We start from the raw sequence: 12,207 nt of genomic DNA, 5'->3' as shown, positions 1-12,207 counted from the left end.
GTTTCGGAACCGATAAGTTCCAGAACGCACGAGTTCCTGAACTATGCTGTTCCTCGAGACGAAAGGGAGGTGAGCCGCGATGACGCAGCTCGAGACTCCGCCAGACGCCCCGAAGCTCGGACGCAAGCGTGACCACTCCCGCGACGCCGAGATCCTCGAGGCGGCACTCGACGTCCTGGCCGAGACGGGCTACGCCGGGATGACGGTCGACATGGTCGCGTCCCGCGCCAAAGCGGGCAAGGCGACGCTGTACCGGCGCTGGGCGTCCAAGTCCGAACTCGTGATCGACGCCGTCGCCTGCATGAAGCAGATCGATCCGGACTTCTCGAAGCTGCCCGACACCGGCTCGCTCCGGGGCGACCTCGTCGCGCTCATCAAGGCGCCGTCCATCGCCGACGGTGAACGCAAGATGCGCGTCTTCGCCGGGGTCATGTCGATGATCTCGGACGCTCCAGAGCTCACCGAGTCCGTGCACTCCGCCATCGTGGAGCCGCGCATGGCCGTCAACCGGTTCCTGTTGCGGCGCGCGATCGACCGCGGGGAGATCCGTGAGGACGCGGACGTCGAGACGCTGTCGCTCATCAGTCAGGCGATGGTCAGCTACCGGGTGCTGATGTTGCGCGAGCCGGTCACGCGGGACTTCCTCGTGTCGGTGATCGACGGCGTCATCATGCCGGCCGTCCGGAAGTAGCCCGATGACCGAAGGGCCGATCAGACCTCGTACCGAGCTGATCGATCACGCTCCACCGGTCCGACTCGGAACGGTGGACGCCCCGCTGCGGTTCTCCGGCCCCCGTGAGCCGGGCGGACGTCACCTCATCGTCGACGGCGTACCGGCGTTCGAGCTGAGCTTCCCGTGCGGCACCTGTGCCATGCTCTTCCGTCGTCTGGACGCGGCCGCCCGGGCGCTCGCCGAGGCAGCGCTCCACGACCACCTCGACGAGCATGTGCCGGCGATCGACGACCCGTCCTTGCGTGATCTCGTGTCGACCGTCCTCCCTGCCGGGACCTACCTCCCGCTCCTGCTGTCCGTCGAGCCGGTCCTCGTCGCTCCGGGCGGCGACCTCGACTACTTCTCGCATGAACAGGTGGTGCACCGCGGGATCGATCCGAACCTGGGTGCGCCGGAGGACCCGGCGACCGAGTACTACCGTGGTTCGACGCGGACGACGGGTGCGCACGAGACCCTGTTCGAGTTCCTGGTGCCGATGCTGCCGCCGAGCCGGAACGATCGTGCCCGCGTGGACGCTTACGAGACCGCGTTCCGCGCCGGGGGAGCGGCGACCGTGCTCGCCGTCTCCGTCCTCGATCGGACGCAGCCGTCCGACAGCGTCGATGCCCACACCGGGCTCGTGCATGTCGTGCTCGACGGTCACCACAAGCTGGAGGCTGCGGCGAGGCTCGGTGTCGCGGTGACGGTTCTGGCCTTCGTCTCGGTCGAGGCGAGCCTCGCGGACGAGGCGACGGTGACCGGCCTTCCTGGGCTCCTTGCCCGCTGAGGGGCGGCAGTCCTCAGGCCGACGGTGCTGCGGCGGACGAATGGTGTCGCGCTGGTGGGCCCGGTGGGGCTCGAACCCACGACCCGCGGATTAAAAGTCTTCGGAGGGGAGTTTAGCGCAGTGATTGAACGTCCTCGATGGTCCCTGGATCGTAGTCGGGACGCGGGATCATTTCGATGGAGCGTCATCGGCGATGCATGGATGGTGTCGCAACGTTCCCTAGCATTGCCCTAGCACCCCCACACCCCTGTCGGTCGGAAAACGGGCGGCGTCTACGTGACGCTCACCGGCCTGGTGGATAGGTCTCACTTGGAAAAAATCGGCTAGGACTCTCGGTTGATCCGGTCCATCTCGTCGTGGAACCATTGCAGGCGAACGGAGTAGGGGCCCACTGCCTCGGACTTTGCTCGGTTCAACTCAGCCTCAACCCGGCCTGCCGTGTCGTGGATGTCAGAACCGCGGATAGGTAGTGCGGCATCCCGGATCGCGTCCAGGGGGCGTACGACGTGCCTGAACCACGCTGCCACCGTCGGGTCGAAATGGGGATGCCCTTCCATGAAGACTGTGATCGCCTCGGACACTCGTGGGTGCCGCTTGACGTCGGCGAGGCGCTGACCCGAGGGCATCGGCTCTGGCGCGTAGAACCAGTAGGGCATGGAAGCGCGCACGATCGCGTCGATGAGCTTCGGGATTCCCTGCTCCGTCTCCTGCTTGCGAAGTGCCTCCGCAGCGCGCTTGTCGATGACACGCTGCTTTCGCAGTGCCCGGCGCGCTCCGAGATAGGAGGCGGCAAGGGCGAGGCCGATCGACACGATGATGCTCGCCACCAGCTCCGCGCCGTTGATCGGGTCTGTCCACTGGATCATGATCGTCACCCTAGCGACTCCACGGATGCGAACTGCCCTATGTCGAGCGGCGTTCGCGCCAGTGTCCTATCCGTGCTCCATGATGACGACAGCGGCACTTGGATGCCCAAGGGGGAGACGATGGACGTTCGATGGTTGTTGGTCATCCTGACGGTCGTGGGAGCAGTTGTGACCGGGTGGGGCCTCGTGAACGCGCTCGTCCAGGGGCAGCGTGAGTATCTGCGAGTGCTCAGGCAGGAAGCACACATGAGACGGCTCGAGAATCGATGGGCCAGGGAAGTCGCAGGCCTGTCCTCAACCGACCCGGTGTATCGAGCCTCAGAGGAACGCAAGTGGGCCGAGTGGCGCTTGCTGGACCTCCCCATGACCACCTACACCGAGATCGAGATACTGCCGACGACGGTGGGGCGCTCCATCCTCGGTCACGCGCTCAAGCAGGTTCGCGGTGACCTCGTGACCGTTGGGATCGGCCTCGCGATCTCCACGGTCGCCTCGGTCTGGTCCATCTGGATATGACACGTAGATGACAACTGGACCTCATGTGGTCGAGCACGCATGTGATCCTCTGAAACACTGCCGACAGGTGTTGTACATGAGTAAAATATTGTCATGTCAAGAAAGCAACGGGCGGACGCCGCCGAGAGAGCGTCGAGGGCGTGGCAGCTGCGAGTCAGCGGGTCCACGTGGCAGGAGATCGCCGACCAGCTCGGCTACGTGAGTCCGTCGAACGTCTACCGGGCATGCATGAACTACTTCGGGACCGTCCCGCAGCCAGACAAGTCCTTCCGCATCGAGATGTGGCGACAGCGGCTTGAAGCGCTGTGGGGTCCCGCACTGCGTGACGTGCAAGAGGGTCGTGCGGGAGCGATCCGAGCCGCGACGACCGTAGCTCAGCGCGCCGCGGCTCTCGACGGTCTCGATGCACCAACCCGAGTGAGCGTGACGAGCGACGCCGAGATCGACGCATGGATCGACGACTACGCGCGTCTGAAGCGGCTCGCGGGGGAGCTTCCCGCTGAGGCGGAGGAGGGCGACATCTTCGCCGAGGTCGTCGAGGACGAGCCGGTCGGGATCGAGGCCAGCCGTGTTGACGCCTGAGGACGAAGCGACCGCGCAGGCGATCGTCGAGGAGCTTCAGACTTGGGACGACGTGAAGCGTCGCCGAGTGCTGTATCAGCTGGCTCGTGAGGTGGTCGAGTCCAACGGCATGAACCTCGACTCTGCGCACGCGATCACGAGCGTCGGCCGGACCTTCGGGGTGGACTTCATGGAAGCGGCGGCGATCCTTCGCGGAGCTGCCGAGGACGTTGCCGATGAACGGGGCCACCGATGATGCCGTTCGATGCCCTGCCGCTGGCCGTGTCCGAGCTGAGCTTGGCGTCACGGCGCAGGATGCTCCACGAGGTGGTGCAGGACGCGTACGAGCGCGAGGGGTTCAACTACAGCACCATGCTGCTCGCCATGCACACAGGTGGTCTGCTCCATCTTGAGCTCGATGACGCGATGCAGGTGATCGAGGCTACGGGCGATCTGTTCCGTGGTGAGGATGCGGTGGTCTTCCCTGACATGGGTGAGGGGCCTGAGCTGTAGACCCAGACCCCTCGTGGCATCCACGGGAGTCCCCTTCCCCGATGCCTCACGTGCTCCGATCCGAAGCGGACGCGCGTGCCGTCGAAGGTCAGCCGGTGGCCCAGTCGGATCGGTCCCACTCGCCTCGCGATGCCTCGGTCTGACCGTGGAGTTCGCGAGCCCGTTCCTCTTCGGCTGCTGCCTGACGAGCGGTGTACTCATCTACACGGTCGGCGGGGGCGTAGCGCGGCGCGTAGAGCCACACGCGGTCCCTCACGGCGTCAAGCTGAGTCGGGCGGTACGTCCACGCAGTCGCGTACCCAGCACGCTCAGACGGGCTCGCGATCTCGGCGAACAAGCGCAGGCCGAAGTCGGTTTCGGGGACAGAGGTCGCGCCCGCCAGGACCCGAAGAGCGACCCTGCGGAGACCGGGGCGCAGGGGATCGCCGGTCATCATGTCTACCGGCCGGCCTGCGGTCACCCACGCATCGCCACACGTGCTGCACATGGCTGCTTTCGTGCCGTCCGTCCATCTGAGCGGTGACTCCCACCAGCCAATGGACGCTCGGACGCCGCACATCCCGCACCCGCCCTCGGATACTACGGTCGGGCGAACCTCAGTCCAGACGGTCTGCACGGCGGCGTCGAGATCGGCGGGGTTCAGCCAGGCGAAGGGCTTCGACGACAGGTCGAACGGCTTCCGCTTGGGGTCGAACGTTGCCCAGTGATGAACGGCGATGAGCGGCTGCGCTGAGACCTCGGCGACCCGACTCGCCACGCTGGGCGTCACCTCGCGTTTCGTGACCTTCCGGATGATCTGGGCTGCATCTGGGGTGCAGCCGTCGTGTTCGCGACGCCAGGCATCGACAACCGGCATGCCCTGACTGGCACGGACGCTATCGTTGCGATCCTCGGTGAGATCATCACCATGGTTCCGCCACGGTGACAGCGGCAAGCGGCGCCCTGCTCCCGCCTTCACGACGCCTCCACAGACCCGGCAGACGGCCCGGGGCCAAGATGCGCGCTCGATCCTACTGCGCGCCTCGGCGAGGCGATCCGCCCGGCTCACGAGTTCACCCGGGGGATGGACCCACGGCGTCGGCGGAGCGCGTCGGCGATGGTGGTCAACGCCTTCGCGACCCGAGTGGACCGGTTCACGTTCGCCGAGGCGGTCAGGCCGCTGGGGCAGCTCAGGTGTCGACGGAGGGTCAACTGACGAGGGTCGTGCTCGTCGTAGGGTGCACCGCATGCGCGGCACAGGTCGGGGTGGATCATGGTTCGTTCCTTTCAGTGGTGCGTGGGGGAGGGGTGACGCGCCAGCGGCCATGGGAGCCGATGCTGAGGGCTCCGAGCCGGGCGAGCCTGTGGATGATCTCGGCGAGGTTCGTCGGGTAGCTCAGGGCGTCGCGGAGGGCGTGGTACGTCATGCCCTTGGTCCCTGAGTTGGCGATGGTGGTGGTGACGATGTGCTCGGTCGTCGAGGGGGTCATGACGCGCTCCGCTCAGACTCTGAGTCCTGCGCAAGATTCCAAGATTCCTGCGTTTCCACCCCTGGCATCTTGGGAATGTTGGAATCTTGAGGGGCGTCTGACCGGATGCTCCACACTCGACCCGCGCCGACCTTGCTGGACTGCACGACCGGATTTTTCGCACGGAACCTTGCCTTCGTGAGCTGCTGTTCGCTGAATCCCGCGTCGCCGCCAGCGTCGATGACATCGCGTGCGTGAGCCTCCCAACCAGGGCTGTCATAGAGGTACTGGTAGATGAACGCCTGCGCTGCGTTGCCGTCGCTGGACTCGACCTCGCCATACGCTCGGTTCAGGATCTCGCCAACCGACGTGGTGGTCTCTCCGAGTTCGACCGACCGCCCCACCTCGACGGTGTGCCCATCGTCGGTCTTCACCGTCACCGAGTCGATCCGGAAGGCGTAGGACTGTCCGCCGGCAGCGCTGTAGTTGCTCTTGTCTACAGTCAGCACCCGTTCGTCGGTGTTGTCGTCGCGAGCTACCAGGAGCAGGGAGCGGGTGGCATCCCGCAGGGCATGTGATCCCGACAGCTTGTCCGACGGTGATCCGGCCCCCTTGTTGAAGTGCATGATGAGCACCACCGCGATCCCTTCCTCCTGCGCGAGGGTCGCAAGTGGGTCCAGGGACTCGCGTACGTCGCCTCGCTTGTTCATGTCACCAGACATGAAGGACGATGCCGGATCGAGCACGATGACCTGAGCCCCGCTCTCACGTACTGCTCTTCGCAGCTGCTCGGTGTCCAGGGGAAGCGTCGGTGTCGTCTCCCGCGTCACACCGTCGACCGTCAGGTCAACGTTCACCTGCACCACGCGGTCCAGGTCGGCCCCCGCTGCTTGCAGACGCGGAACCATGACCGCCGACCAGCTGTCTTCGATCGACACGATCAGCGCGGTGATCGGCGTGCCGTGCAGGTCACCTTCAAGTCGGCCATGCGTCCCTTCGGCGATCCACCCGAGCACCCACGTGCTCTTCCCTTCACCACCGCGCCCAGCGACCACGGTCAGGGTGCCAAGGGGCACCTGCCCGCGCTTCAACTCGAGCTGCTTCTCCGTGCGGATCGCGCTGGCCTTCGTGAGACGCACCGTGCGGCCGTCTCCGCGCTCGGGCTTCGCCGTGTCGGGGATCATGGCACTCAGCCGCGCCGTGACCGGGCTCAGCTCCTCGTCCACGTCAGCCCCTTCCCGGTGGTCGCGGCGAAAGTGACCGGGGTGAGGACCGACAGAATTTCCTCGTCGGTCATGCCGAGCTGTCGACCGTAGTGGTCGAGGGCGTCGAGAGCGTCGACGTTCACCCCGCCTCCGAGGGCGACCATGGCCCGCACATGGAGGAGGCGACGAACTGCCTCATCACGGTCGACCCACAGGGGACCGGCGTAGGTGAACGGCTCGGCCAGGTCCCACAGGGGGTATCGAGTCTGCTCGTCGATCAGGGCTCGTACGAAGTCGTGCACGCGGTGAACGGCTTCGTCGGGAAGCGTCGCGATCGTGGTGGTCAAGGCGAGGCGGTCGGCGGGGACAGCTGTCGCGACGCGGCTCACGATGGACCGTGGGTGTCGCCCTTGCAGCGAGCGCTTCACACGCTGGGCGGGTGTGCCGGGGCTGGGGGTGATGCTCATGGGGCTCTTCCTAGGGTGCTCGTGAGGCGATACCCTGGGTGGGTACCGACCCGGCTCAGGTCGTCTGGTGTTGAGGGCCTCACGTTTCGCGGCGTGGGGCCTTCGTCGCGTGTTGCGCACGTGTCAGGCGGGTGCGGTGTCGAGGAGGTCGGCCACGTCGATTCCGAGTGCGCGGGCGAGGTCTGCCTGAGTCACGACGAACCGAGCACCAATCTGACGGACGGGCACCGGGAACTCACCCCGGGCATTGAGCGAGTAGCTGTGTGCTCGGCTGAGGCCGAAGAAGGCACCGGCCGTCGGGAGCGAGACCGTCGCTGGCAGTCGCCTAAGGGCTGTGAGGGGGTTGGTATAGGTCGTTTGCATGCCTCAACGTTATGATCGCTATATGGACAAGTAAACGATCACTTGCTAACTTAATGATCATGAAGATGATGGTGGAAGCCACGCTCACCGGCGCACGCGTCTCTGGGCTGCGAGGTATGGACGGATGGGCCGTTGAGACCGATGCCGCGACAGGTGCCGTGACGCTCGTACCGCCACCAGGTAGCGCCGTGACGAGCAAAGAGTGGCGCATGGTCCCCCTCGCCGCGGTCCTGCGCGCTGCTGAAGGTGTCCAGACCGGCGACCTCGTGTCGAGCCTGCTCACGATGCTGGCGTCTGACGGCGAAGACCCTACTCGCAGCTCGCGAGGTGGCAAGCGACAGCACTTGGAGCGCGTCTCGCGCGTGTACCGGGCGGCTCTGTCGCAGGGGCTTTCGCCTCGTGAGGTGATCGTCGAGCACTTCCAGACTGAGGACTCTTCGGCGGGCCGGTGGATCGCACAAGCTCGCAAGGAGGGATACCTGGGTAGCTACGCCGACGAGAAGGCGCGCTACGCCTGGCCGAAGCATGCGGGACGCAAGTTGGGCCCAGACGGGGAACCCCTGCCGCCGGTACCGGTCACCGCCGATCAGCTTCGCGCCTTCCCTGAACCGATCAAGAGGAACACCGGTCGAGCCCGCTCGACGCCCACGCGCACGAGCGCTCCTACCGGGTCGGAGGACCAGAAGTGACCGAGAGCACACCACGTCGTTACACGGGCGTCCGTCAGCGTCACAGCAAGGGCTGCGCGCAGGCTCAGGCCTGCAAGTGCAAATGGGCGTTCGTCGCCGAAGCCGTACACGCGGGGCGTCGCGTGCAGGCCACGGGCTCGGGATTCAGTAGCGCACGCGAGGCGTCGAAGGCTCGTGCTGTGGCGCTCGCCGACCTGCAACGTCACCCCGTCGCCAAGCGCGGCCAGACGGTCGCGGGGTACCTCGCCGCATGGCTGGAACGCAAGGAGGCCACCGGCTCGCTTCGGCCCTCCACGGCGCGCGCTTACGGCTCGCACGTCACGCTCTACCTCGTGCCGATCCTTGGGGCCGTGAAGCTCGCTGACCTGAACGTGAGCCACCTCGACCACCTGCGCGACGAGCTGCGTCGGACGCGCCCCGACATGAGCGCCGCGACGACCACGAGGGTGTTCGCCACCCTGCGAAGCGCGCTGCGTGATGCGTTCCGCCGTGGCGAGATCACGGACGATCCCACGAGGCGCATGGAGCGAATCAAGACGACCCGTCCGCGCTTCGAGGTGTGGCAACCTGCCGACCTCGGACGGTTCCTCGACTGGGCCGAGATGAAGGGGGAGCGCTTGGCCCCGGTCGTCGAGTTCACCGCCATGTCAGGCCTTCGTCGTGGTGAGGTGCTGGGACTCCGTTGGGTGGACGTAGACCTCGATCGTGCCCGTCTGGTGGTCGCTCAGCAGGCGATCCGCGTCGGCGCGGAGGTGCTGGTGGGCGCGCCGAAGACAGCAGCAGGTGAGCAGCGCGTGGTGGACCTCGACGCGGGGACGGTGGCGAGGCTCAGGACGTGGCGTACACGGCAGGAGGCCGAGCGAGCCGAGTTCGGTGACGCGTGGCAGGACTTCGGGCTGGTGTTCACGTGGCAGGACGGACGGCCCCTCAACGCCGACGACCTCACGAAGCGGTTCCCGAAGCTCATCGAGCGCTTCAACGAGGACCGTCGGCTCAGCCTGCTCGCGGCCGACGCTCCTGAGCGCATGACCATGATGGTGAAGGACTCGGCGCGCATGGCGCTCATCGCTCAGTGCGAAGCGCTCGCGGGTCCACCCCTGTCGAAGCAGAAGTTCCACGCGCTGCGCCACCTGCAAGCGTCGCTCATGCTTGCCTCGGGCGCGCCCATGGCCCTCGTGTCGAAGCGCCTCGGGCACAGCTCCATCGTGCTCACGACGGACACCTACACCCACATGCTCGACGGCGTGGGGGCTCAGGCTGCGACCGCTGCCGCTGCCCTCATTCCGAGGCGTTCGGCTGGCGTTTCCTAGCAATTCCCTAGCATCGGGGCCGATCGCGTTGATGGGCGGTCCCCGACGCTGGGCCAGATGCCCGGAATCATGCGGTGAAACGAAGTGGGCCCGGTGGGGCTCGAACCCACGACCCGCGGATTAAAAGTCCGATGCTCTGCCAACTGAGCTACAGGCCCATACGGGTTCTACTCTACGAGATCCGGGCGCGCGACGTTGACGCGTCGCGTGATCGTCTCGGGGAGCCGCGCCCGCTCGAGGCGGGTACCGTGGTCGGGTGCGCGGAGCGTGGCGCACGGGAGGAGGACGCATGACCGAGGGATTCCACCGTCCGACGAAGCTACCGCCGTCGATGCTCGAGGCCATCCAGGGCGGCCTCGACCCCGAGGCGGTGTCGAGGATCACCCACGAGACCGCGGTCGCGCTGCTCACCCGCGTGCGGGCGGACCCCGACCCCGCGGTGGTCGACCGCCTCGTCACCTACACGGACGAGCACGGGATCGACGCCATCGCCGAACTCTGGTCACATGCGAGTCCGAGGAGTCTGCCCGGAGCGCTCTGGCGGATCTACCTGTTGCGCCTCCTCATCCGTCAGGACCCGGTCGCCACGAGCTACAGCTTCCAGCGGGGGACCGAACTCATCACGACGGTGGACCCGGTGATCGCCGGTGCTGCCGAGCCCACCGGTCCGGAGGAGATCATCGTGCTCGCCGACCAGATCCTCCGTGGCCTCTACACCGGCGACTTCGCGATCGCGCTCGAGCGGGCGGCGTCCTTCTGCCGCATCAACGCCGTCGGATGCTCCTCGCTGGCGGACGACCGCGACGCGGTCGATCCGGCCGACGCCGCGCGGCTCACGACGAAGGCCGCCCGGTTCGGCACCATCGCCGAGGAACTCGCCGGGTGCGCCCGCCTCTGGCGTACCGACTCGCTTGACTGAACCTCAGCGTCGGGTCAAGCTCCTGCACCTGGGAATACACACAGGCGATCGCTTGCTACACTGATTCAGCCGGGCCGCAGTAACCCCGGGCTCCAAAAATCGCCGCTTCGAGCGGCCTTGCGCCGAGAGGCGTTCCTGCGGCCTGGCACTTCTTTCCCTCGGGCTCGTCCCCGAGACCCTGGCTCCGTGATGACACCGGAACTGGGGTGGTGCGTCGTGCCGATTGCTCCAATCGGATCCCGGCTCCGCGTCGAACTACGTGCATGACCACCGCACTGTACACGCAGACCCGTCCTCGGGCGGGCGTCGCGCAAACCGTCGGTGTCCGTGAGAAGCTAAGACTTGTGACCACGGGACCGGAAGCCGACGCTGCACCGCAGCCGTCCTTGGCGAACGTCCTCGATGCCCTCCTCGTCCGCGTCGCCGGCGGCGACCAGGTCGCCTTCAGTGAGTTGTACGACCACATCGCTCCGCGGGTCCTCGGACTCGTCAAACGGGTGCTCGTCGACCACGCCCAGTCCGAGGAGGTCACCCAGGAGGTGTTCCTCGAGGTCTGGCAGAACGCCACGAAGTTCGAGGCGGGTAAAGGCACGGCGACCACCTGGGTGCTCACCATGGCCCACCGTCGGGCGATCGACCGCGTCCGTGCCTCGCAGGCCGGCCGCGACCGCGACCTCAAGATCGGTATCCGCGACTTCGACGAGCGTGTCGACGACGTCCAGGAGACGGTCGAGATCCGCATCGAACATGAGCGGGTCAAGCGCGCGTTCGTGCGGTTGAGCGAGCTGCAGCGCGAAGCGGTGACGCTCGCGTACTACGGCGGTTACAGTCACAGCGAGATCTCGAACCTGCTCGGCGTACCGATCGGTACGGTCAAGACCAGGTTGCGGGACGGAATGATCAGACTTCGAGACGAGTTGGGGGTGCGTACATGACCGAGCGAGACGATGCAGCAGACCTGGCAGCCGGCAATGCGCTGCACACCCTGACCCCGCGCGAGCAGGAGCGGTTCGACCGCCTGCGCGCCGAACACCAGTCCGTCCGCGAGGAAGCGGCGGAATTCGAGGAGACCGTAGCCATGCTCGACCTCGCAGCACCACCGGTGCAGCCGTCGGCCGCGCTCAAGAACTCCCTCATGGCGGCGATCCAGAACCTGCCGCAGCTCCCCGTGGACGCCCCGGTCACGACCCCGGTCGTGCAGGACGATGCGATCCCGACCATCCCGCGGGTCGAACAGACGACGGCCCCTGAGGCCGACGTCGCGCCGGAGACGACCTCGTCTCCCGCCACCCCGACGCCGATCGCGGGAGCTGCGGAGCGCAAGGCCGCCTCTCGGTGGCGGCGAGGTGCCGTCGGCATGGTCGTCGGTGCCGCAGCGGCCGTCGGACTCATCTTCGGTGGCGTCGGACTGGCGAACACCTTCGGCGGCGGATCCCTCACGCAGACCGTCGCCCTCGCGGAGATCAACGCGGCGTCCGACGTCCAGCGCGCCAAGGTGTCCATGGACGACGCGACCGCGACCCTCGTGTGGTCCGGTGAGCTCGGGAAGTCCGCGCTCCTCGTCGACGGGCTCGGTTCGCTGCCGGCCGACAAGGTGTACGAACTCTGGTACATCGGCGAACAGGGTCCGGTGTCCGCCGGAACGTTCTCCGCGGCGAACGGCACCACCTGGCGGGTCCTCGACGGCGCGATGAGCGCGGGGGACAAGGTCGGCGTGACCGTCGAACCGCAGGGCGGCTCCGAGCAGCCGACCACCGACCCGATCATGGTCATCGACACGGCGTAGCCCGTTGCACGCAGGTCGCGGGACCGTCCGCCGACCGCACTGACATGACGAAGGCCCCACCCGGG

At 66.8% G+C, this 12,207-nt stretch carries 18 protein-coding genes and 1 tRNA gene; 11 read left to right on the top strand and 8 right to left on the bottom strand.

What is annotated here, in order from left to right; translation table 11 throughout:
- Positions 1 to 79 precede the first annotated feature (79 nt).
- Both ASF68_RS05530 and ASF68_RS05525 read left to right on the top strand, forming a co-directional pair.
- Positions 80 to 691, top strand: a complete 612-nt coding sequence (locus ASF68_RS05530; protein ID WP_056007864.1) for a TetR/AcrR family transcriptional regulator — start codon at positions 80 to 82, stop codon at positions 689 to 691.
- A 4-nt stretch (positions 692 to 695) separates the two neighbouring features.
- Entirely contained in the window at positions 696 to 1,499 is an 804-nt protein-coding gene (locus tag ASF68_RS05525) for a hypothetical protein (protein ID WP_056007861.1), read from the top strand.
- Between the two features lie 323 nt (positions 1,500 to 1,822).
- On the opposite strand, the gene ASF68_RS05520 is transcribed toward ASF68_RS05525, so the two are convergent.
- A complete protein-coding gene (locus tag ASF68_RS05520; protein WP_056007858.1) occupies positions 1,823 to 2,374 on the bottom strand; it encodes a hypothetical protein in 552 nt (183 codons plus the stop codon).
- Positions 2,375 to 2,437: 63 nt separating this feature from the next.
- On the opposite strand from ASF68_RS05520, the gene ASF68_RS05515 reads away from it, so the two are divergent.
- The 4 genes from ASF68_RS05515 (at position 2,438) to ASF68_RS05500 (ending at position 3,955) form a co-directional block, all read left to right on the top strand.
- Complete coding sequence (locus tag ASF68_RS05515; protein WP_157580211.1) at positions 2,438 to 2,881, top strand: hypothetical protein; 444 nt, start codon at positions 2,438 to 2,440, stop codon at positions 2,879 to 2,881.
- Between the two features lie 93 nt (positions 2,882 to 2,974).
- Complete coding sequence (locus ASF68_RS05510; RefSeq protein WP_157580209.1) at positions 2,975 to 3,463, top strand: hypothetical protein; 489 nt, start codon at positions 2,975 to 2,977, stop codon at positions 3,461 to 3,463.
- Positions 3,450 to 3,698: a hypothetical protein gene (locus ASF68_RS05505; RefSeq protein WP_056007849.1), complete on the top strand. Its 249-nt coding sequence runs from the start codon at positions 3,450 to 3,452 to the stop codon at positions 3,696 to 3,698. The genes ASF68_RS05510 and ASF68_RS05505 overlap by 14 nt, the downstream gene beginning before the upstream one ends.
- Positions 3,695 to 3,955, top strand: a complete 261-nt coding sequence (locus ASF68_RS05500; protein ID WP_056007846.1) for a hypothetical protein — start codon at positions 3,695 to 3,697, stop codon at positions 3,953 to 3,955. The genes ASF68_RS05505 and ASF68_RS05500 overlap by 4 nt, the downstream gene beginning before the upstream one ends.
- Before the next feature lie 88 nt (positions 3,956 to 4,043).
- Here ASF68_RS05500 and ASF68_RS05495 read toward each other — a convergent pair whose 3' ends face one another.
- The 6 genes from ASF68_RS05495 to ASF68_RS05470 form a co-directional block, all read right to left on the bottom strand.
- Positions 4,044 to 4,913, bottom strand: a complete 870-nt coding sequence (locus tag ASF68_RS05495) for a hypothetical protein (RefSeq protein ID WP_157580207.1) — start codon at positions 4,911 to 4,913, stop codon at positions 4,044 to 4,046.
- Positions 4,914 to 4,999: 86 nt separating this feature from the next.
- Complete coding sequence (locus tag ASF68_RS05490) at positions 5,000 to 5,209, bottom strand: hypothetical protein (protein ID WP_056007840.1); 210 nt, start codon at positions 5,207 to 5,209, stop codon at positions 5,000 to 5,002.
- Entirely contained in the window at positions 5,206 to 5,424 is a 219-nt protein-coding gene (locus ASF68_RS05485) for a hypothetical protein (RefSeq protein WP_056007837.1), read from the bottom strand. Before ASF68_RS05485 ends, ASF68_RS05490 begins: the two co-directional genes overlap by 4 nt.
- A complete protein-coding gene (locus ASF68_RS05480) occupies positions 5,421 to 6,629 on the bottom strand; it encodes an AAA family ATPase (RefSeq protein WP_056007834.1) in 1,209 nt (402 codons plus the stop codon). The genes ASF68_RS05485 and ASF68_RS05480 overlap by 4 nt, the downstream gene beginning before the upstream one ends.
- Positions 6,614 to 7,075 carry a hypothetical protein gene (locus ASF68_RS05475; protein ID WP_056007831.1) on the bottom strand — a complete coding sequence of 154 codons (462 nt, stop codon included), beginning with the start codon at positions 7,073 to 7,075 and terminating at the stop codon, positions 6,614 to 6,616. The genes ASF68_RS05480 and ASF68_RS05475 overlap by 16 nt, the downstream gene beginning before the upstream one ends.
- A gap of 123 nt (positions 7,076 to 7,198) precedes the next feature.
- Positions 7,199 to 7,438 (bottom strand): AlpA family transcriptional regulator, encoded by a 240-nt coding sequence (locus ASF68_RS05470; RefSeq protein WP_056007828.1) that lies wholly within the window; start codon positions 7,436 to 7,438, stop codon positions 7,199 to 7,201.
- Between the two features lie 53 nt (positions 7,439 to 7,491).
- On the opposite strand from ASF68_RS05470, the gene ASF68_RS05465 reads away from it, so the two are divergent.
- Together ASF68_RS05465 and ASF68_RS05460 are read left to right on the top strand one after the other, a co-directional pair.
- A complete protein-coding gene (locus tag ASF68_RS05465) occupies positions 7,492 to 8,127 on the top strand; it encodes an RsbRD N-terminal domain-containing protein (RefSeq protein WP_056007826.1) in 636 nt (211 codons plus the stop codon).
- Positions 8,124 to 9,437, top strand: coding sequence for a site-specific integrase (locus tag ASF68_RS05460; RefSeq protein WP_157580205.1), 1,314 nt, complete (start codon positions 8,124 to 8,126; stop codon positions 9,435 to 9,437). The genes ASF68_RS05465 and ASF68_RS05460 overlap by 4 nt, the downstream gene beginning before the upstream one ends.
- An 85-nt stretch (positions 9,438 to 9,522) precedes the next feature.
- On the opposite strand, the gene ASF68_RS05455 is transcribed toward ASF68_RS05460, so the two are convergent.
- Positions 9,523 to 9,595 (bottom strand) — tRNA-Lys (locus ASF68_RS05455).
- A 131-nt stretch (positions 9,596 to 9,726) separates the two neighbouring features.
- On the opposite strand from ASF68_RS05455, the gene ASF68_RS05450 reads away from it, so the two are divergent.
- The 3 genes from ASF68_RS05450 (at position 9,727) to ASF68_RS05440 (ending at position 12,142) form a co-directional block, all read left to right on the top strand.
- Entirely contained in the window at positions 9,727 to 10,356 is a 630-nt protein-coding gene (locus ASF68_RS05450; protein ID WP_056007821.1) for a hypothetical protein, read from the top strand.
- Positions 10,357 to 10,619: 263 nt separating this feature from the next.
- Positions 10,620 to 11,291, top strand: a complete 672-nt coding sequence (sigK, locus tag ASF68_RS05445; RefSeq protein WP_082498499.1) for an ECF RNA polymerase sigma factor SigK — start codon at positions 10,620 to 10,622, stop codon at positions 11,289 to 11,291.
- The gene (locus ASF68_RS05440; protein WP_056007818.1) at positions 11,288 to 12,142 is read left to right on the top strand and encodes an anti-sigma factor domain-containing protein; all 855 of its coding nucleotides are present in this window, start codon (positions 11,288 to 11,290) and stop codon (positions 12,140 to 12,142) included. The genes sigK and ASF68_RS05440 overlap by 4 nt, the downstream gene beginning before the upstream one ends.
- The last annotated feature ends 65 nt before the right edge of the window (positions 12,143 to 12,207 follow it).

Origin of the sequence: Plantibacter sp. Leaf314 (assembly GCF_001423185.1) — a bacterium.
GTDB lineage: Bacteria > Actinomycetota > Actinomycetes > Actinomycetales > Microbacteriaceae > Plantibacter.
Note: the sequence above shows the minus strand (reverse complement) of the source record. Positions and strands in the feature narration are given on the sequence as shown.